16 protein-coding genes are annotated in these 20,224 nt (G+C 40.9%); 3 read left to right on the top strand and 13 right to left on the bottom strand.

Features of this window, described 5'->3' with window-relative positions:
• Window positions 1–189: 189 nt before the first annotated feature.
• From ACQ96U_RS19520 to ACQ96U_RS19510, 3 genes are read right to left on the bottom strand one after another with little or no spacing between them, the layout of a single operon-like run.
• Window positions 190–1,224 carry a hypothetical protein gene (locus tag ACQ96U_RS19520; protein ID WP_431722945.1) on the bottom strand — a complete coding sequence of 345 codons (1,035 nt, stop codon included), beginning with the start codon at window positions 1,222–1,224 and terminating at the stop codon, window positions 190–192.
• The gene (locus tag ACQ96U_RS19515; protein ID WP_431722944.1) at window positions 1,221–4,736 is read right to left on the bottom strand and encodes a toxin VasX; all 3,516 of its coding nucleotides are present in this window, start codon (window positions 4,734–4,736) and stop codon (window positions 1,221–1,223) included. Before ACQ96U_RS19515 ends, ACQ96U_RS19520 begins: the two co-directional genes overlap by 4 nt.
• Window positions 4,729–5,637: a DUF4123 domain-containing protein gene (locus ACQ96U_RS19510; RefSeq protein WP_431722943.1), complete on the bottom strand. Its 909-nt coding sequence runs from the start codon at window positions 5,635–5,637 to the stop codon at window positions 4,729–4,731. Before ACQ96U_RS19510 ends, ACQ96U_RS19515 begins: the two co-directional genes overlap by 8 nt.
• Window positions 5,638–5,860: 223 nt before the next feature.
• On the opposite strand from ACQ96U_RS19510, the gene tssI reads away from it, so the two are divergent.
• The 3 genes from tssI (at window position 5,861) to ACQ96U_RS19495 (ending at window position 10,573) form a co-directional block, all read left to right on the top strand.
• The gene (tssI, locus tag ACQ96U_RS19505) at window positions 5,861–7,873 is read left to right on the top strand and encodes a type VI secretion system tip protein TssI/VgrG (protein WP_431722942.1); all 2,013 of its coding nucleotides are present in this window, start codon (window positions 5,861–5,863) and stop codon (window positions 7,871–7,873) included.
• 178 nt (window positions 7,874–8,051) lie between these two features.
• Window positions 8,052–9,473, top strand: coding sequence for a YcjX family protein (locus tag ACQ96U_RS19500; RefSeq protein ID WP_431722941.1), 1,422 nt, complete (start codon window positions 8,052–8,054; stop codon window positions 9,471–9,473).
• Window positions 9,470–10,573, top strand: a complete 1,104-nt coding sequence (locus tag ACQ96U_RS19495; RefSeq protein WP_431722940.1) for a YcjF family protein — start codon at window positions 9,470–9,472, stop codon at window positions 10,571–10,573. The genes ACQ96U_RS19500 and ACQ96U_RS19495 overlap by 4 nt, the downstream gene beginning before the upstream one ends.
• 145 nt (window positions 10,574–10,718) lie before the next feature.
• Here ACQ96U_RS19495 and ACQ96U_RS19490 read toward each other — a convergent pair whose 3' ends face one another.
• The 10 genes from ACQ96U_RS19490 to ACQ96U_RS19445 all read right to left on the bottom strand — a co-directional run bounded on the left by ACQ96U_RS19490 (window position 10,719) and on the right by ACQ96U_RS19445 (window position 20,137).
• Complete coding sequence (locus ACQ96U_RS19490) at window positions 10,719–11,402, bottom strand: helix-turn-helix domain-containing protein (protein WP_431722939.1); 684 nt, start codon at window positions 11,400–11,402, stop codon at window positions 10,719–10,721.
• An 838-nt stretch (window positions 11,403–12,240) separates the two neighbouring features.
• A complete protein-coding gene (queC, locus tag ACQ96U_RS19485) occupies window positions 12,241–12,918 on the bottom strand; it encodes a 7-cyano-7-deazaguanine synthase QueC (protein WP_431722938.1) in 678 nt (225 codons plus the stop codon).
• Window positions 12,919–13,381: 463 nt separating this feature from the next.
• Window positions 13,382–14,107 carry a queuosine precursor transporter gene (locus ACQ96U_RS19480; RefSeq protein ID WP_431722937.1) on the bottom strand — a complete coding sequence of 242 codons (726 nt, stop codon included), beginning with the start codon at window positions 14,105–14,107 and terminating at the stop codon, window positions 13,382–13,384.
• Window positions 14,104–14,394, bottom strand: a complete 291-nt coding sequence (locus ACQ96U_RS19475) for a hypothetical protein (protein WP_431722936.1) — start codon at window positions 14,392–14,394, stop codon at window positions 14,104–14,106. Before ACQ96U_RS19475 ends, ACQ96U_RS19480 begins: the two co-directional genes overlap by 4 nt.
• Window positions 14,395–14,875: 481 nt before the next feature.
• Window positions 14,876–16,108, bottom strand: coding sequence for a tetratricopeptide repeat protein (locus tag ACQ96U_RS19470; RefSeq protein ID WP_431722935.1), 1,233 nt, complete (start codon window positions 16,106–16,108; stop codon window positions 14,876–14,878).
• A gap of 14 nt (window positions 16,109–16,122) precedes the next feature.
• The gene (locus ACQ96U_RS19465) at window positions 16,123–16,941 is read right to left on the bottom strand and encodes a TonB family protein (protein ID WP_431722934.1); all 819 of its coding nucleotides are present in this window, start codon (window positions 16,939–16,941) and stop codon (window positions 16,123–16,125) included.
• A complete protein-coding gene (locus tag ACQ96U_RS19460) occupies window positions 16,938–17,345 on the bottom strand; it encodes an ExbD/TolR family protein (RefSeq protein WP_431722933.1) in 408 nt (135 codons plus the stop codon). Before ACQ96U_RS19460 ends, ACQ96U_RS19465 begins: the two co-directional genes overlap by 4 nt.
• A 13-nt stretch (window positions 17,346–17,358) precedes the next feature.
• Entirely contained in the window at window positions 17,359–17,883 is a 525-nt protein-coding gene (locus ACQ96U_RS19455; protein WP_431722932.1) for a MotA/TolQ/ExbB proton channel family protein, read from the bottom strand.
• Complete coding sequence (locus ACQ96U_RS19450) at window positions 17,883–19,253, bottom strand: MotA/TolQ/ExbB proton channel family protein (RefSeq protein ID WP_431722931.1); 1,371 nt, start codon at window positions 19,251–19,253, stop codon at window positions 17,883–17,885. Before ACQ96U_RS19450 ends, ACQ96U_RS19455 begins: the two co-directional genes overlap by 1 nt.
• Before the next feature lie 41 nt (window positions 19,254–19,294).
• Entirely contained in the window at window positions 19,295–20,137 is an 843-nt protein-coding gene (locus ACQ96U_RS19445) for a DUF3450 domain-containing protein (protein ID WP_431722930.1), read from the bottom strand.
• Window positions 20,138–20,224: the final 87 nt, after the last annotated feature.

Raw genomic sequence — 20,224 nt, 5'->3', positions numbered from 1 at the left:
ATCAGCAACATAAAAAGGTTTCTAATAGTGACTTAAACATTCATTCTAGATGAATAGTGCAATGGTAATCAGGCCGTTGAGGATTGTTTGTGAAACAGGCGCCGGGAGTGCCGTACCCATTGCAGGCCAGGGATTGGCCTTGTGATGGGTGTGGAGCAAATAACTCTCAACGAGCCAACACGACAAATGTCATGGTTCATCAGGCTTTTTTTCTTGTTGGTTAAATGTCACTTTTTTGCGAGGGTCATACACGGGCATATTTACATCACCTAAATGTCCACCGACATCATAGAAATCGTGTGCAAGAAAATTCGCTTCCATAAATTCATCTGAAGGCTGTTGCCATTGATCTTCTGGAATGGGCTCTGACCAACGTTTAATATTTTCTGGAATAGTTACCTTGGGTAGTTTTTTTTCATGCCAGTCACTCAACCAATGCGCAAAATAGGAATAATGTAGCCAATCAATCAATTTTTGTTTTATCCATTGCCAAGGACCCAATTCCTTACGCATCTGCCTTCGGGCCGCTTTATACTCTGTCAGCGTATTCACTTTACTGGGTTCAGGACAAGCATCTGGCCCGTCTTCCATAAAGGCTCGAATACACTCCCATTGCATAATACAGTTGATTTCTTCACCTCCAGCTACTTCATAACGGCCTTTAAAATCTGTCGCATCGGTAGGGCTCGCCATGGTGATGGTCAATGTTGATAACGGAATGGCTGTTGATTCAGTAATCATCATAGATGTCCCCGCCCAGGCATAGAGTTTTTCCCAGGGGATAATCACAAAATCCTGAGTATCCGTAAACGGTAAAGCCACCTCCCGACGCTGGCGATTAAAACGAATAAATTTAAATTGTTTTAAACTGAAATAATTTCGAATAATAGATTGAAAATAAAGAAAGTGGGTTCCAATTAAAGTCCCAAAAAGCCAGTATAATAAATAATAAGTCCCCCCCCTCATTTCAAGCCAGAAGTACGATAATAAAAGAGCGCCACCAAACCCCACATTAACAATATTAATCATCAACGCTAAGTTTTCGGTCCCTTCACACACACTCTTATGACCAATATCCAAATACACATCAGTTTTAGCTTTAATAATGTGTGCACCATCATGAGCGTTATGTTGGGTCTCAATAGGCAGGGGCGATAACACCAGAATCCGGTTTAATTTATCTTTAAAGATTTTACCCGCCATCATTTGTTGGCGGCTGATCATGGTGTATTGCCTGTTGTATCAATATGTTCAAAGCGTAAAGCCTTAAGGGGTTGCTGGTCGACGCGAAGGAGTACATCGGAGAATTTAAGTGCCTTTAAGTTACCCACCTGTTGGATATTATCACTGCTATAGCGGATATAGCCTTCTGTGCTATTCAGAGGCTTATGCGCCAAATCAGGTATAACGGAAAGAATCCACTCAACACTCCCTTGGGCCGTCGTTAAATATTCAGGCAGGGTAAATTCAAGGACTAATCCTTGTTCTAATAGGGTATAGTCACTGGTTAATAACACATCGTCGGTAATATCCAGCCATACGTCTTTTGCTGATTTTGCTATCTGTTGATAAGTTGATGTTGTGGCTACTGCCGAGCTAAGTTGCACCGCAACGGATAATGCGATGGGCGATGGTTCATTGGGTTTAAGGCTAAATAAACGAGCAGGTGAAAACCCCATAATAGACAACACATACTTTATGGTTTTCGCGGTTTGTTTTATCCCATACCCAGCAGTACCTAACTGTTTAGACCTTTTGCCAGCTTTCACTTGCAAGGTGGGTACGGTAATGGCTTCTGCCAGTAATTGGTGGGAGGTTTGCTCATCATATCCGCGATTATCTTTGCCCCATGGAGATTCTTTCACCCATTTAATCAGCTTAGTGGGGTTAAAATACTCATAAATTACCGTGCCAATCACCACAAGCACTATCGCTGCTAACAACCAGACATTAAAACGTGCTAACACAGTGGTACGACTGGCCAAGGCACCACGCCAGGTTTCGGTCCGCTTAAAAATAACACTGTTGACAATATCAACATAGATATGAGTTTGTCGTGTTGAAGCGTATAAATTGATAACATTCCCCACTTGTTTTACCCCCAAGCCCACCTTAGCACCAGTATTACCCTCCTTAATTGCTGTTTCTAAACTCTCCATATCATGCAGCATAGTGCTGAAGCTTGAAAGAAAATTTAGTAATGCACCTGCACCACCTGTTAACACGGTGACTTTCGCTAACCTATCGGCCAATAAGCGCGATGGATTTTGCTCTAAGGATGCTTTGATACGGTTACGCTTCATTTCGGATATGACGGTATTAACCGCACCTGCAGCACCTGCTAAAGCACTAACATACAACTTGAGATCCGTTCCACTCATTTTGCTTTTAGCATTGACTTCACTTTGCACCTTCACAAAATTCACCACATTGGCGATAAGAACCGCCAGTGATAAATAGCCAGGCTTAGCTACTTTGAGTGCTGCTGCTTTTGACTTCGCTGCATAATAGGTCTTTAACAGCGCTTGCTTGAGGTTGTTATAGTGTGTTCTTAGGGCCGGTAGTTCGGAATGGGTCACGGATACGGCGATCACACCACGGCCAGCACTGTTAAGTGGGTCCGTCATATCCGCAATATCGTCTAAAAGCGTCATTTGCTGTTGTCGTATTTTACTAATTTCCCCCCTAATGTGCTTATATTCTCTAATAGCCTGTTGTCTCATAGACTGATTTGTAGCTGTCTTACAACGCTGTTTTAATTGACGACTAGTCTGAGTGAACTGCTTTAAGGTAGACTGGGTTTGATTCAGTTGCCGCATTAATTGATCAAATTGATTGATATCCGCCTCAGAGGCAAGCTTCATACCACCACCCTCAGTGCTTAATATCCCTTCAATAAACAAACTCCGCATGCCAGGGCCAGCTTTCTCCATCAACGTGATAAAGGGGTTGGTGCCAGTAATGCCACCTGTCTTTCCCACTTCTCGCAGGCTGGTTAATTCAGCTTTAAAGGTTTGCTCAACTTCAAGAAGATACGCTGGCTCTAGCGCATTACGAATCATATGGGTAGCAGGTGATGACTGCTTCATTCGGTCAACCAGCTGCTGATCGACATCTGCCGATAGCAATAAGTCGGATAGTTTATTTGCATCTTCAAGTGCATTGACATAGGACTTGATTTTATCAGGAACAGATAGCGCCTTTCGGGTACTGGCCACGATACCTTGCCAATCAGTATCATCGCTCGGCATCAACTCCAGCATATTTTGAATACCGGCTTGCTGGATAAAATAATCATGGGCAAACGCGGTGCCGGCGTGGGTATCACAAATGTAATTAATGCTGGCAAATAACGCATTGCTGTAATACTTATGTTGGTCTTGATCTAAAGAGTCGAAGAACCACGCAGCTTGATAAAAGCGTGGGATCACCTTAGTGCGATCCTTTACCACTAAATCACGGAGTTGATCATGCCGCCGTAACCAGGCTCGGTATTGTTTTAGGTAGGCGGTCATTTCCTTAAAACGGGTTTGGTTTTTGACTCGAGGCGCCCAGCCACCCATGTCTGATTTCATAGAATCTTTTGCATCAGCGTATTGATCAAACGCATCATTGGCTGTTTCATAATGTTTACCTAGTTGACCTTCCAAGGTTGAGTCTATTGCTGTTATTTCTTGGTTTATTGTGGCCAGTCGATCTTGCTTTTCTTTAGTCGCAGGAGTCCACTCTATCTGTTGATAGCTATACCCTGATCCTTTCAGCAAGTCTCTAAGATTGCTTCTTTCTCGCTCTAACTCTCTACGTTGTTTTAATAATTCATACTGTTTTTCAGTGACCTGTATTTTTTGTTCAGTCTGTTCCTCAATACTTTGTTTGGCTTCATCAAATTTATAGGTATACAACCCTTCAATAAAGTCTGCGGTAAAAAACTTATGTTGTTCTTCTGTGCGCCATTTTTCTTCCCACTCGGCTAGATAGCCCTGATAGTTGGTTAAATCTCTTAATACGGCTAACACATCAAACATTAATATAAATGCAGATTGATCTGTTGGAGTTTTATCAAAAAGACTTAAGTGATGGCCTCCTGGAGACTTAATTTTATTGAGTGACCAATAAAAACCAGATGTTTCAAACTTAAAAAGTGAATCATTTTTTGTCTGTTTAGATTGCTGTTGAGTATCCGTCGATGTTTGTTTAGCTAATGGATCACTAAGGATTAAAGGTTTACATTCAGCAATACGCACAGAGCCTTCAGACCATGGCATTAAATGATCAGAACCATCACATGCAGAAAAACCACTTAAAAACACTTTTTGCATAAGTTTATCGCGCATTCCCAGTTCATTAGTAACAATCATTGTCTCCTTTTTCTCAGTCCACTTTATTTCCGAAAAATAAAACCATAACATGCCCTGCTTAGGAAGTTTAATTGGACTTTCTCCAGCAAATGCTCCCTTACTGGTAATAATCTTTAAACGTAGCCTATCTGGTTTATCTGAGTGAATATAATAAAAGTAACCTTTTCTTGCTAAACGCAACCCCATTGGTTTGATTTTAGTATCAATTCCAGGCTGAAACGCAGGATGGGAATCATTTGTTTCTTCTACTAAGGCATAACGTAATGGGTAAATAAAAATATGGTCATAGGTATACGGACAAGCTTGACCACTTTGTTTTGGCGACTGGGTAGATGCCTGATATGCTGCAGTATTAGGATCTTTAATTGCTTTAGCCATTACTAACCTTGCTGTTTACGGTTTGCTGTGCTTTTATCGAAGCTTCCTTGATACGCTGGGAGGGTGTAAGCGAACTTGACTGTGTTAATAAGGTATATATTTCTGGGTAAATATTTGGTTGCAAAACATCATGTCCTAAAAAGCCAAGAACATTACAATAAAAAAGGATGTCCTGTTCTGTCTCGAACTTTAAAGAAGCTGCTTCATTACATAAGCTATCCGCACGATTTAACTTTTGTTGCAGATCCAATCCAGCAAAATATACAGGAAAAAAATTATCCATATGCTGAACTAAACGCTTTAGAAAAAAATGATACTTTGCCTCAAACACAGCACTCCATTGATTTTGTCCTAGTGTTAGTAATTCATCGTACGCATTATCAGCATTAGGTTGAGGATTTTTCACGACCAACCAGGAATCCTCACTATAACAATACAATTCACTAACAGGCCCAAGTAAGTAGCTTATCTGCTGCGCAGAACTTGCTTTAAACAGCCAACCACACAAGTTCGGATCATATAGTCGACAAACTGCTATATCATTGCACTGATTTAATACCCTGCACCACCATTGACAATGAATGATTAATTTTTCAAATGAAAATTCACTCCATAAAATAATACCTGCTTGCAAGTTTAGCCCTTCATCCATAAAGCGCGTCCATAGTTGTGAGTACATTTCAACCTTGACCAACACTGGAGAAACAGCAGCTATATCATGTAACTCAGTGTTCAAATATAATGTTCTCATTTCAGGAATAGGTTCAGCCTCATAAATCCAACGTTTAATATTATCAAAGCGTACCGCATCCAATAATAAATAAGCTGTAGTATCAGGCCATTCAATATTTTCTTCATTTAAGAACAAACGGCAATTGTTTTGAGTTGAGCTTGCATTCATAATCTAAAACATCATTTTTCATCGTCAGTCTATTTCCAGAATAGGCGATTAACAGCGTTCACTTAAACTTGAATACTTAATTTTAAGCATATAAATACCTTTTATAGCGTATACTTTAACGATAGACCTAGCTCACCAACTAAATACCAACACTGTAAAGTGTATACATCACAGCATTTTCATTAATAACCATTTTGCCATAGGGTTAACGAAAAGGTTTATTATGGAATACGGTCATACTAGTGTATTTAACTGTGCTATAGATGGCTGCGAAGAAACATTAAGGGTGGTTTCATTTGAAGTGTGTGAAGAGATATCATCACTTTATAGTGTATCTATTACTTTTGCCTGTACAAATGCAGATCTTGAATTAAAAGCATTACTCAATAAATCAGGTTTTTTATCACTATTTGATGAAAATCAACCACGCTATTTTCACGGCAAGGTCTGTGAAATTAGTTATTTGGATACCGGACGGCGCTTTTCACAATATCATATGGTCCTTAAACCGGAAATATGGATGTTGACCCAACGTCGTAATATGAAAATATTTCAAGATGTGGACTGCCTTGATATTATTTATACCCTTCTACTTAATGCGGGTTTACAGGAAAAACAGCATTTTAGAATAGAAGTCGGTAACCGTCCTCCCAAACGTACCTATTGTACACAGTATAAAGAAACCGATCTTAGTTTTATCCTGCGATTAATGAGTGAAGATGGCCTGCACTATCACTTTGAACATGAAAAAGACAAGCATATTTTAGTGATCAGTGATTCCAAATATATTTTTAAACCAATCGCCTCATCAGAATTACCACTCATTAATGACCGAGGTATGATAAAAGCTGAATATGTTATCCACCGCTTCAATTTGAGGGAACATTTAACCGTTAATAAGATTACCTTAAGAGATTATAATTTTACAAAACCAAATCTTGACTTAGAACAACAAGCACAACTTACCCCAGAAGCTCAACGGGAGTTGTACTACCATAGTGGTCTGTATCAAACCATATCCACTGGATCACACCAGGCCAATGTAAAACTCCTTCAGGCACAAAGCCAAATAACTCTAGGCCACGGAGAGAGTAATTGCATTTATCTTTTACCTGGCGGACTCTTTGCGCTACAAGAACATACCAACCCTCAATTAAATCAGCAGTATCTCGTTACAAAAACCCGTCATCATGGTAAACAGCCGCAATCACTCGAGGAAGGCGCCAGTGACGAGCCGACTACTTATAACTGTCATTTTAATTGTACTCGCTTTGAAGATATTGAATACAAATCCATCGCCTCTCCCAAAGTTATCAAAAAAAATCGATGTTATAGCGTTGAATCTGCCACAGTCGCTGGGCCAAAAGGCGAAGAAATCTACACCGATCAATATGGCCGAATTAAAGTTCAATTTCACTGGGACCGTGATGGTCATTATTCAGAACACGCTTCTTGTTGGATACGTGTGGTACAACCTTGGACAGGCTCAGGCTGGGGAGCCTTGCAATTACCACGAGTAGGTCAGGAGGTTTTAGTTAGCTTTATTAATAGTGATCCTGATCGCCCAATCATTAAAGGAGGGTTTTACAATGGACTGAATATGCCACCTTATCAATTACCTGAGCATAAAACCAAAACTACGATTAAAACCTGTAGCACACCCAATGCCGAGGGATTTAACGAATGGCGCTATGAAGATAAAAAAGGTCAGGAGCAAATTTTTGTTCATGCCGAACGCAATATTGATATCCATGTCAATCATAATAAAACGACATATATAGGTAATCAACAACATGAAATTGTTGATCAATCACACCATAGTCATATCCACCAAAATTTTACACAACACATACATGGACAACTCAATACCCAGGTGGAACAACAGCAATACATTACTGTACATGGCAATCTGCATGAAAAGTCCAAACAAAAAACGTTTACAGACAGCACTCAAGAAATCCATTTACAATCCAGTAGTAAATTGATCATTGATGCTGGAATGGAGTTAATCGCCAAGGGTAATAACAGTTTTTTTAAGTTAAATCCCGGTGGGGTCACCATGAATGGCCCAAGTATACGTATTAATGCTGGAGGAACACCAGGTGTTGGTACACCAGCACAATCAGTTGCATTAAAAAGTATGGCATGGGATGTTGATGCACAAATTGTTAATGTTAAAAAAGCCGCTGCTGTTGCTGATATACAATGTGATTTGTGCAAAAAAAATAATACGTAATGGCAGTTAATGCATTACATCAATTAATATTCTCCTCCCTTAATAGAAGACTATCCTTGATCTCTACTGCTAATCCGCTTTTTGCCATACCTCGATCATTATACTCATTACCAGAACTTGGCAATCCTTGACTAGTCGAATTACTATGAAGTACACCACACCTGGTTAAGGAGTATGAATGAAAATAACGTCTGGTAGTGCTTGGCAGCGTATACAACAGCAGGGGTTTGATATACTACAACGGGGCCTGGATCGCCATATCCGGCTAGCCGTCACCGGCTTAAGCCGCAGTGGCAAAACCGCTTTTATTACATCCCTGGTCAACCAGTTATTAGAAGGCTGTGATAACCAGCATCTGCCGTTTTTTGATGTCGTACGCCAGGATCGATTTTTGGGTTGTCGCCGTATCAGTCAGCCCCACCCCCATATTCCAAGCTTTCGCTATGATCAGGCGCTACAGGTTTTATCATCACAACCAGCTCAGTGGCCAGAACCAACTCGTGGACTCAGTGAGCTACGATTAGCTATTCGTTTTCGGCCTGAAAAAGGCGTCACCAGTTGGCTAACGGATACGGCTACCCTATTTTTAGATATTGTTGACTACCCAGGCGAGTGGCTTCTCGACTTACCTATGCTCAACCAGCAGTATTTGATATGGTCACGAGAGCAACTACAGCTTTTACAAAGTGAACCCCGTGCGACGAAAGCCGCATCGTGGCTACAAAAAGCACAACAAATTAAGCCTGATGATCCTGTAAATGAAGATTTACTGAGAGACTTAGCAGAAGAGTATACTGAGCTACTGCACTACTTTAGAGAAACACTTGGCTTACATTTACTTCAGCCAGGACGTTTTTTATTACCAGGTGAAATGGCAGGTGCTCCCCTACTACACTTTTTTCCACTGCCTGCTGCCGCTAAATTGGAAGACAATATAACACCATCCCCTGACAGCCAATTAGAACAACTGGTTAAACGCTTTGATGCCTATCGCGACCATGTTGTAAAAGGCTTTTATAAAGAACACTTTGCTCAGTTTGATCGACAAATTGTGCTGGCTGATTGCTTACAGCCCCTTAATGCGGGCCCTGCAAGTTTTCGTGATTTAAAACGAGCTATTGAATTAATACTCGAAAGCTTTAACTATGGTCGAAGCAGTTTATTAAACCGATTATTTGCCCCTAAAATAGACCGACTTTTATTTGCTGCCACCAAGGCAGACCACATTACTCCAGAACAACACAGCCATTTAGTGGCTTTACTGGGTCAATTGGTTCATGGTGCAAAACAACATATCCGTTTTGATGGCATTCCCTGTGACACCATGGCTTTAGCCTCTATTCGGGCAACGTCTGCCGGTTATTGTCAGCATCAAGGCGAATCCATACCTGCTATCCAAGGTCATAAAGCCAATACCGGTGAAGCCATAACCTTATTCCCAGGTGAAGTGCCCAATGTGTTACCCAACGATACGTATTGGCAAGACAACCATTTTGAGTTTATAAGCTTTGCACCTCAAGCCAAAAAACCAGATCAACCTTTAGCCCATATTCGCTTAGACCAAGCATTAGCTTTTTTGTTAGGGGATAAACTGCAATGACAGCTAATAACAATACGCCAAACAATCAAGCTAAACCACTTAAAGCCGCTATTCGCTTTGATGACAATATCAATAATACCCCTTCACCAACCCCCACACTAAAATCACAACAGGTGTTGGATAGTGATCTCACACTTGAAGAAATCCCCGCTTCCGAACTTGAACAGACATTAGAACAGCTTGCCAAGCAAAAAAATGTTCCCAAAAAGTCTCGCAGTATTTTACTTCGTTTAGGACTCATTACTCTGGGTGCAGCTGCAGTTATCGAATTAGGACAATTTTTATGGAATAGCTGGCAGGAATCACCTATTCTCGCTGGGCTTTTTATGACGGGAATTGGCTGCCTCTCAATCGCAACACTGAGACTTATTTTCCGCGAATTAGGGTCGCTTAAACGCCTGCGTGGTGTGCATCATTTTCAAGAACGGGCAGCTCAATTATTAGCCAGCGAGCAACAAGGTGAAGGTGTTGTCTTTTGTGAAAAACTGGCAAAACGTTGCAACCACGATAAACATGATTGTTTTCAGCAATGGACCGCACAACTTACCAATGTACACACAGATAAAGAAACACTACAGCTTTATAACCACACCGTATTAAGCGCCTTTGATCAACAAGCAAAACACACTGTAAATCGTAGTGCATCTGAATCCGCTTTATTTATTGCAATCAGTCCTCTCGCATTAACCGATATGATGATTATGATGCTGCGCAATGTAAAACTCATCAATGATATTGCAGCAATTTATGGAGTAAATTTAGGCTACTGGAGTCGTATAAAACTCGTCAAGTCGGTATTATTTAATGTGTTTTTTGCTGGAGCCAGTGAACTTATTGCGGATTTGGGTATGGAATTATTGGGAACAGAACTCGCAGGCAAGCTTTCAGCCCGAATGGCTCAGGGAATAGGTGCGGGATTAATGACTGCCAGACTCGGCTATCAAACCATGGCATTGTGCCGCCCATTAGCCTTTACTGAACAAGAGCGGCCAAAGCTAAAACAAATCCACCAACAGTTACTAACAGAACTCAAACAAACACTGTGGCAAACATCGACTCAGTCACTGAAAAATTCCATCAAACAAAAAGATCCCTTTTAACAGTCAGCTCATTCGATCCATCAACCTTACTTCAATAACTAGAAGGGGCATGTGAGCTATCTGCCGCAAAATCGCGGCAGTAAAAACAATCAAGTAATGAAGTGTATAGCTGATCTATAAAATACTCTTTGCAAAGGCTATAGGATCACTTGTGGTGTGTATTTGCATACACCTGAATAACACCACCCACAACTTGATAACTGCTGCTAACACCGATTTTTATGATTTGGCTTTCTGGGTAATATGACAATAAAAGCTCATCATTATGACTGATAATGTACTTTCCTATTGTCAGTTCATTTTTACCTTCAAACCGTATGGCAACCAACATATTGACTGATGGCTGCAAATTAGTATCAACAAAAAAGATTGAACCAGGCTTAAACATTGGTTGAATATCTCGATCTAACTGGAAAGCCATGAGTGTTTCATTGGCCTCAACCAATTTTGTTTCCACGACGCCTAACGATTCGCCAAAAGGATCAGATAAAGAATAAAGCGGAACAGAAACCTCTTCAGTTAACAGGCCTGTCTGTTGCGTCTGGATATCAACAACGTGTTTACGCAGTCCCAGCAAATCATCCAATGTGACATCAAAACCATCAGACCGAAAATAATCAATAATTTTGATTAGTGTCTCTATGGTCGGATTTGTTACACGCTTACTGGGATCAGAATGAATTAACCTGGACACTAGTGATCTAGGCACATTTAACTCTTTAGCTAATCGAGAAGCCGTGAACTTGACATTATCCCGTTTCGATTTCTGCTGAATAAGATCACTAATCACCCAGTGAATAGCATCTGTTGTAATGTCACTTCTGGTCACAATTCCACACCGCCTACTTCTTACTAATAACCAATCATTAATGATATATCCTTCTTTGCGGTCAAAATGAAACACTCGTTAACAGAAATTTATAAACCTAGTGTAGTATATTAAAAAACTTTAATTTTTTGTTAACCATGACCGTTTCTAAGGATACTGAACATTCGCTGTATTTCTAAATATAAGCTTTTAAGAGCGCTACGAAAAGACTGTATTTCATGATAGCTATATTTGCGCTCTCCTTAACAGTGACTGTCAATCTACAGAGCAACCTTGCTACGTCCTAAAATAACTATTTTTAGATACGCCTATCAGCCTTTCCTACCATACAGCTTTTAACAAAAACCAAGCAGACTTTTTTGGATAGCTTACATTGAAATACAGCGAAACATTTATATAAACACTATATATAATATACACTTTGTTTTAAGGCTAAAAGCCTCAGCACTCACTACAGATCCAAATGCCAAACGCTAGCCACGCACTAAAAATCAACCTCAATATGCATACCTTTTTTCAGACGATACAAGTACGTATTAGTACTATCAATTTTAGTAAATCCCTATTATACGTATTTTGTTGTATATTATGAAAAGATTCAATAATGTTTTTTACTAATACGACTCTATATAACTACAACGAATCATTTTTAGTAGTTTTAACTAGCTTAATTTCCCAATGAATGAGAGCAACACAGCAATGGTGACACTCATAACGAAAGGCTTACTACTTTGACGAAAGAGGAGGAGAAAGGTTCAAGCGCTACATCCTTGGCTTCAAGCACTGACCCCAGCCTCTATGAGGCTGGAATGATAAAGAAATTAACGCGTATTACTCGCTATGACTGAACATAATGGGTAGGGTCTTCAACACCCGCTTCACTAAAACCTTTTTTACGTAAATAGCAGCTATCGCATTCACCACACGCCTCTCCATCGTCATTAGCACGATAACAGGAGACTGTTAACCCATAATCTACACCTAACTTGTGTCCAAGCTGTATGGTTTCCGCTTTATTGAGACGAATAAGCGGTGTTTCAATGCGAATAGGTTTTCCTTCAACACCCACTTTAGTGGCTAACTCAGCCAGCTTTTGATACGCCTCAATATACTCTGGCCGACAATCTGGATAACCAGAATAGTCAACTGAACTCACACCTATAAAAATAGCGTCAGCTTCCAGTACTTCAGCCCATCCCAAAGCAACCGCAATTAAAATGGTATTACGCGCAGGAACATAAGTAACAGGAATCTCACCATCATCAGCATAATCAGGAATATCAATTGACTGATCTGTGAGTGCTGAACGCGTTAGCTGGTTAAGCTGTAGAGGAAGTACTTCGTGTCTAACGACATTCATTGCCTGTGCAATTCGCTTGGCGGCTTCCAGCTCAGAGTTATGCTTCTGACCATAATCAAAGCTTATCGCATAACACTCATAACCTTGTGACTTTGCATAGGCCAAACATGTAGTAGAATCCAACCCCCCAGAAAGGAGCACAACAGCCTTCTTCATCAGTAGTCCTCTAACTATTTATAACTTGACTTAACCTTCTATACTCAACACCAACAGATGTGAGTCTCCATAGCAGACTCTTCCTCGTCAAGAGTATACATTTTGTAAAAGCGCTCATCAGGTTAATATCAGAAATCCACTTAAGTAAATGTTATTTTATATCCTGACGTCAAGTCTCTGAGTCATTTTAATGACACATGGTAAGAATACAGTGGTTAGTTTTATCCTCGTTGCATTAAATTTAAATCTTTCACCACTAGAGAAAAGTAGCAAAAAAAGGAGAACATAGGATAAAGACTAAGTAATGGCTGGTTTAGTCAGTAATAAGAGAGGCCGTTGATATTAAGGGCATCTCTAAAAATGTATTTTTTAAGAAGTGCCCTTAATATCAATGGTCCCCTTAGCAGAAATAAGCTCCCTTGCAGGATACAGATCCAGTTATACGCGAAGAATTTTATATACCTCAAAACCGGTTTTGTTGCTTAGAATAGTCAGCATCCATACTGAACAAAGAAAAGTCAGTAAGATCATCATACATATCCAGTTGTTCTTGGCGCTTTATATACTTTGATAAGCTGACAGAAAGAGGCAAGCCTAAAATCTCAATTAAAATTTTGATGGCACAAACATTTATAATCAAATCAACCACATCAGAAAAGCTATACATACCGTAAAATGCAATCAAGACAAAAATAATGGTATCTATCGAAGCAGCAACAATCGTCGACAAAACAAAACGTAATCCGACATAAGCCCCATTCATTAACACTTTCATCTTGGCAACAATGTATGAGTTAACAGGCTCACATAGCATATAAGCGACAATTGACCCTAAAATGATCCGACTATCCGTATTTATTAACTTATTAAAACACTCGTTATTGGTTGCAAATGATGGACTCGGCAAACTGACCAATAAATGACCATAACCAATAATTAATATATTAAATAACAAAGCGGACCAAATAGCCCGCCTGGCATGCTTATAACCATAAACTTCAGTAATAATATCCGAGATTAAAAAACTTAATGGAAAGATCAATGTTCCAGGTGATATCACTAAACCAAATACTTCGATCAACCTACCATCAAACCAGTTCGCTGTCGCTATGATCATGGAGTAGGATAAAATTAAAAACCATAAGTACTTTGGCTGGACAATTGCTTTACCACTAATGACTTCTTTCACTTTTTACACTTCCTAACTACTGGTTTATCAAACGTAACAACCAAATTATCCGCGATTGATTTGCCAATAGCCAATCCTAATTTTTCTACTTCGCTTTTATTTAACGACGTTACGGTTGTACTGCAAAACTTATCATGATAAATATGTCGCTTAAAAGCCTCGTGACTCGTTACTATCAAAGACTCACCATCGTATACAATGCTATCTAAACGCGTTTGAGCAGGATTAAGCTGCAAATATTTACAACACCACTGATCCAGGGTTGCAATCACTTTTTTAATTTTCATTAACCCCTAGCCTATTTATTTTTTATAACACGTTATTTTTTTCAAAAATTATTAAGGATTAGCCTAGAATCCTTTAGGCCAGCAACACTATTTCCAATTAAACTTCATGCTGTAAAGTGTCCGTATATATAAGAATATTACTTACTGTTCTTGCTGCACATAGGCTACATATATTTCCCTCCCCCTATTTACAATTTACGCTATCTTTCCTTCTTTATATTTGCAATTGCATTATTATATACAACACACCCTATATACATAGCGCAAACAAGCTAAAAAGTGTTTCCTAAACTGTCAAGTAATTCATAAAGGAAGACTTCATATTAAACCGGAATAGAATACTATACTCAATACAATAACCTGTTAAGGACAATCGCTGAGTAATAATGCCCCACTGTTGAGTAGTAATAAAGTACCACCAATGTATCAAGAGTACATTAAAACAACTAGGCAGGCCCATTAGGAAAATGACGTGGTACTTTTATGACTGGTAGAGCTTAGTCCGTTGCTGTAAATAGCTCAACCACTGACGCGCTGTTTTTTCTGAGTGGCTGTACTTCAAGGCTTGCTGGAAATAACTTTCAGCCTTATCAAAGTGCTCTGACTCCATAGCAGCCATACCAGCAATAACTAAATGTGCGCCTTGATCTTTATCACTCTTCAAATGCTTAAATACCGTTGAGTGTATTTGTTCAATACGACTCCACAACTGCATTTCATAATACAACTGTACCAATATTTTATAAAATTCTGTATCAGGTGTTGCCACCAAATAGTTTTCCAAAACCTGAACCGCTTTCTTCCGTTCTCGGGCTTGCAACCAGGCATTGACCAGTAATTGATAATCCTGTCGTGTACCTGTCAAAAGGCCTTGTTTTAAATACTTCGTCTGAAGTGTCGCGGCTTGATATGGGTTTTTTTGCTGTAAATATAAAGAAACCAACTGTTTTACATCTTTAGCTTGCTGCAAAATTCCTTTTTTTATCCCAAGCTCTAATGTTGCTACTGCAGTGGTCATGTCTTTCAGCTGATAACTCACAAAGCTTAGTTGTCGCCAGTAATTAGCCTGTTTAGGATAGAGAACAATCAGTCTTTGTTGCAGGAGTTTTTGTGCTGCAGCATAACGTTGAGTCTGCATATAAGCAGATAAAAGCAGTTGATATGCATTTTTCGGAGGCTTTGTGTAAAGTGTTAATGTACGTTTAACGGGATGAATAACTGCCGGATAGTTTCCCAGCTGATAATACGCATAACCGAGCGTCATAAGGCCTGTTGCAACCTTAGCTGAAGTCTTTCCTGTCACTCGCTGATACCAGGGTTGTAACCACTTTACAGCCTCTTTTGCCTGACCTTGTTGGACTAAAAGCTGTCCTAATGTCACGGTTAAATCATCGAGCGTAGTTGTGGGTAATTTTTTAACTGCTAATACTTTTCGTAATCTGATGATGGCTAAATCAGGTTTTCCCTGTTGCAAAGCATTATGTACGCCTAACTGAATAACCAATGAATAGCCATAACTTTGAGGTTTAAGTTGCTTTTCAAGCGCAGTAATTTTATTAGCCGCTACCTGCCATTGTTGGTTATGCTGCAACTGCTGAATAGTTTCAATTTGACGATATAATGCAGGCGGTAATGCTGGTGCTTTCGCATAGGCAGCTTCGGCAGCAAAGTGACACCCAAAACTTAAGAGTATGACTGCAAGTGTTTTTTTCATCGCCTGCCCCTAAACTAAAGCTTATATTCGATCACTTGAATCATGTTATGGCGCATAACCGCTTTGCCATTTACCTGTTTGGGTTTAAAGCGCCAATGTTGCAAAGATTGCAGTGCAGAGCGATCAAACATCCCTTGAGGCTTGGCCTCCACCACCTGTAGATTGGTGGCTCGTCCTTGAGCAGTCACATCAAAACGAATTTTTACCCAGCCCTCCTGACGCCGCTGTAAGGCTCGCCTGGGGTATTGAGGAGTGGCTTTGTGGAGCACCATAACTTCCTGCCCTACTGATAAATCACCGATTACCGATGAAGGGCTCGCAAGACGATCAGTGGTAGAGAGGTTAGTTGCAACGGCAGAAGGTGCCATAACTGGCTGAACTTGCTGTTTCTGGGTAGGTACAGACCTGCTCTGGACACCAGCCAGTACACTTCCTGATACGGCAGGCGTTATTTCAGGTAAATCCAGTTTAGGTGCATCAACCTTTGGGGAAGACATAGCAGTAACAGGCTGAATGATTGGCTCAACCATTGGATTTGGCAGCTCTGGTGGCTGGTCAGCGGCAGGCGGTGGAGATGTCTCCGGTAAAGGTTCTGGTAATTCGGCAATGGGAGAGTCAACCATCATTCGTAAGAACGATACACTGGGAGAAACTGATATAGATTCAGGTTCAGGCGCTTTTGTCAGATGACTCATTAATAAAAAAAGCGCCAGAGAAATACCGACTGCACCACCAAAAGCAATGCCAGAACGTAACCATACACTTTTATCCTGCCATACGTTACGACACTTGTCGTTGTTACTAACTTGATAGGTGGTGTATGTACTCATCATGGTTGTACCGTTGCCACTGCGATTTGCGATATTCCGGCCAGTTTAATCTGATCCATCACGTTAATCAGGATGCCTGTTCGTGCCTCACGATCGGCTTGAATAACGGCACTTGCTTCAGGCATCTCAGCTTTAAGTCGCTCAATATGCGCACGTACACGCCTAATATCAACCTGTCGTTTATCAATCCAGATATCACCTCCGGGTTTGATAGCAACTAAAATAGCACCCACAGGTTGAGTTTGAGCAGTTTGGGCTTCTGGGCGACTGATGGTCACCCCCGACTCCCGAACAAATGAGCTAGTCACAATAAAAAAAATCAGCATGATAAACACCACATCCAGCATGGGTGTCAAATCAATCCCCGACTCATCAGCGTCACTGCTTGCATGCCTATTAACTCTCATAACTTATACTGGCTCATAACTGATCTGCTAACTCATGAAGATAAATTCGGGTTCGCTGCTGTATTAGCGCACGAAAATAAATACCTGACAGCGCAACAACCATTCCTGCCATGGTTGGCATGGTGGCACTCGCCACGCCATTAGCCATTGCCCGCATATTTCCAGCCACCATTAGTGCCTCAAAAACCTGAATCATGCCCGTTACCGTTCCTAATAACCCTAATAATGGACATATCACCACCAATAGTTTGATATAACGCTGACCTTGTTCCAGTAACTGTTGATACTGATTTAAAAGATGAGCCTTATACCACTGCCATAAACGGTTATATGCAGGCTCCTCCAGGCTTGGACTCCCCTGACGAAAAGTAGCTCCTAACGCTAATAAGGATTGAGCATCCTGTTTACGCTGTCCAAAAAAATACAGTAAGCGCTCAAGAATCAGCACCCACAGCACCAGGCAAACACCGGCAATCAGCCAAAGAACCCATCCGCCCTGCTGTAAAAAAACAGAGATATGCCACCCTATCGTTTCCATCAGGCTACACGCTGTGTTGTGACTGCAGAGTGATCCTGAATAAATTGCTGCGCTAATAATCCTGCCGCCTGTTTATCCAAAACCTGAATTAATGCTTTACTACGTGAAGAAATGGCTGTGTGTAAAAACAATAAAGGAATCGCGGCTATCAAGCCTAATACTGTTGTGATTAATGCCTGGGAAATACCCGCAGCCATCAACTTGGGATCACCCGTCCCAAAAAGGGTAATTGTTTGAAAGGTAACAATCATCCCAGTCACTGTACCCAGCAGCCCCATTAATGGCGCAACTCCCGCCAGCAACTTAACAGTGCCTTGCCACCGCTCTAATTTCGGCACTTCATGCATAATCGCCTCATCCAAACAAAGCTCTAATTGATCAAGATTCTTTGTTTGTTGTTGATGATAAACGGCTAGCACTCGACCTAAAGGGTTATTTTGTTGAGGCGATGCAGGCTGAGCAAGCTGTTGCTTAACCTTCTTTTGAATCAACATAAGTTGTAGCAGTCGGCCAACACCTAACAGCATACCTATGGTGCCTAATACACCAATAATCATGCCTACAACCCCTCCCTGCTGCCACCGTTCTACCCACGTTGGTTGCTGCTGTAGAATATTCAGTACATCACCTTGGGTTGGATCAATCGTAAGCGGTGCTGTTGCCTCTTTAGACTGTAACCAGCTCTTCATTTGGGCCAATGTACTACTTGAAGGCTGGCTCGCTAACATTTGCAAAGGGCCATCAGGTACATAACGCAAATAACCTTGAGTGGTCACTACATTGAATGAGCCAACCCGAGTGACCTCTTTTTTTTCTGTCTTTCCACCCTCACTCGTCACGGGTACCGTAAAAGATGTTACTTCACCTGAAGCGGTCATTTCCCGTTGCAGCTCATACCATAACTGTCGTAGCTGATGGGTCGTTGGCAACTGTTTTGTTTCAGATAATGGGCGTAGTTGTGTAATACGTTCTGGGTATTGCGCGGTAATCAACGACTGCTGTAGTGTAGTTTGAGCATCATTGGCTAACTGACGTACCTGGCCAAATAACTCACCTAAATGGCCACTGCGTTGCTTTAATGTTTGCTTAAGCGATATTAATGATTCTGCTTGCTCATCAAATGTTTGCTGAAGTTTTTCATTTTCAGCCTGAGTCTGCGCCAGCGCCGCCTCAGCTTCAGCCAATAATTTAGCTTGTTGTGCTTGCGCCTTTAAAAAGGCCGCTTCACGCTGCTGATTAAGGGTTTGCTGCTGTTGTTGCTGCTGTAATATTTGCTGTAATAACTGCTGGGGAGTTCCAGGCACTGGTTGATCAGCTGCTAGCCCCGTACAGCCAAAACCCGCCATCAACACTAATAATAAGTACTTCATATTTCTCTTCATTGCTCCTGCCACTACCTTCACTCTGTCTTTTACTGTGTGCTGACAGCATTTTGTTTATAGGTTACATGTGTTGGTGTACTGACAGGCAGCGATAATAATTGAGGTGCTTGCTGCTGATGCGCCAAGCGTATGGCATGCTGTAATTCAGATAAATACTGCTGATCAAGAGGTTGCCAGTGCCGCTGTTGGTTATTCCACATCCCTAATTCACTACCATCAGGTGTTATGTAGTACAACCCTAAACGCCCCAGTCGGAAAAACTGTACCCATTGCACATCCTCAGATTTTTCCTTAGGACCAGATTGATTTTTATTGGTGACTAATGGGCCTTCATAGGCTTCAATGGTGTTGCCATATTCAATTTCTATTTGAAAAGCTTCCAACAACTGTCGGTATTTTTCCGCAACACTGACCTCACTATTAACCAGTAACTGGTCAAGCTTATCCAGTCGTGCTTTACGCTCGGTTGTTAAAAAAGGGATATCCATTGCTACAAACTGTTTCAGCCCTTGGAGCATTTGCTGCATAAGGGGAAGAATTGACCGTTGAGTTTCTTCAATACTCTCAATCTGGTCAGACAACTCACTTATTTTTTGCTGCTGCGAATCAGTCAGCAACGTTAATTGTTGATTGTAAAGTGACAGGCTCTGTTGCTCAGCAACCACTTGCCGATAAGACTGCAACATCTGCTGAGTTTGATCATCGGTTTTATCAATATGTTGCTGAGTTTTTACGCCAGACGTATGAGTCTTCTCCAACGATTCAAAAGCTTGGCCTAAGTCATCAGCCAAGACAAATTGACTCATAAAAAAACCAACTGTACCGACTATTAATCCAGTGACGATTTGATTACGCCTTTTTTCACATGTCATGCTTCACAACCTATACAACAGTGAGTGGCCTTGAAGAAGGACTCGTTTATAGAGAGCATGTTTACCACAAATGATAACGATTCTCAA

Origin of the sequence: Zooshikella sp. RANM57, assembly GCF_050749885.1 — a bacterium.
Classification (GTDB): Bacteria; Pseudomonadota; Gammaproteobacteria; order Pseudomonadales; family Zooshikellaceae; genus Zooshikella.
The sequence above is the reverse complement of the archived record's forward strand: the minus strand, read 5'-3'. Positions and strand labels throughout refer to the sequence as shown.

Excerpts from the sequence above, each read along its gene's own strand:
- ACQ96U_RS19445 (WP_431722930.1), bottom strand. The coding sequence starts at position 20,137 with ATGACATGTGAAAAAAGGCGTAATCAAATCGTCACTGGATTAATAGTC.
- ACQ96U_RS19520 (WP_431722945.1), bottom strand. The coding sequence starts at position 1,224 with ATGATCAGCCGCCAACAAATGATGGCGGGTAAAATCTTTAAAGATAAA.
- ACQ96U_RS19510 (WP_431722943.1), bottom strand. The coding sequence starts at position 5,637 with ATGAATGCAAGCTCAACTCAAAACAATTGCCGTTTGTTCTTAAATGAA.
- tssI (WP_431722942.1), top strand. The coding sequence starts at position 5,861 with ATGGAATACGGTCATACTAGTGTATTTAACTGTGCTATAGATGGCTGC.
- ACQ96U_RS19455 (WP_431722932.1), bottom strand. The coding sequence starts at position 17,883 with ATGGAAACGATAGGGTGGCATATCTCTGTTTTTTTACAGCAGGGCGGA.
- ACQ96U_RS19465 (WP_431722934.1), bottom strand. The coding sequence starts at position 16,941 with ATGATGAGTACATACACCACCTATCAAGTTAGTAACAACGACAAGTGT.
- ACQ96U_RS19475 (WP_431722936.1), bottom strand. The coding sequence starts at position 14,394 with ATGAAAATTAAAAAAGTGATTGCAACCCTGGATCAGTGGTGTTGTAAA.
- ACQ96U_RS19450 (WP_431722931.1), bottom strand. The coding sequence starts at position 19,253 with ATGAAGTACTTATTATTAGTGTTGATGGCGGGTTTTGGCTGTACGGGG.
- ACQ96U_RS19460 (WP_431722933.1), bottom strand. The coding sequence starts at position 17,345 with ATGAGAGTTAATAGGCATGCAAGCAGTGACGCTGATGAGTCGGGGATT.
- ACQ96U_RS19500 (WP_431722941.1), top strand. The coding sequence starts at position 8,052 with ATGAAAATAACGTCTGGTAGTGCTTGGCAGCGTATACAACAGCAGGGG.
- ACQ96U_RS19495 (WP_431722940.1), top strand. The coding sequence starts at position 9,470 with ATGACAGCTAATAACAATACGCCAAACAATCAAGCTAAACCACTTAAA.
- queC (WP_431722938.1), bottom strand. The coding sequence starts at position 12,918 with ATGAAGAAGGCTGTTGTGCTCCTTTCTGGGGGGTTGGATTCTACTACA.
- ACQ96U_RS19515 (WP_431722944.1), bottom strand. The coding sequence starts at position 4,736 with ATGGCTAAAGCAATTAAAGATCCTAATACTGCAGCATATCAGGCATCT.
- ACQ96U_RS19470 (WP_431722935.1), bottom strand. The coding sequence starts at position 16,108 with ATGAAAAAAACACTTGCAGTCATACTCTTAAGTTTTGGGTGTCACTTT.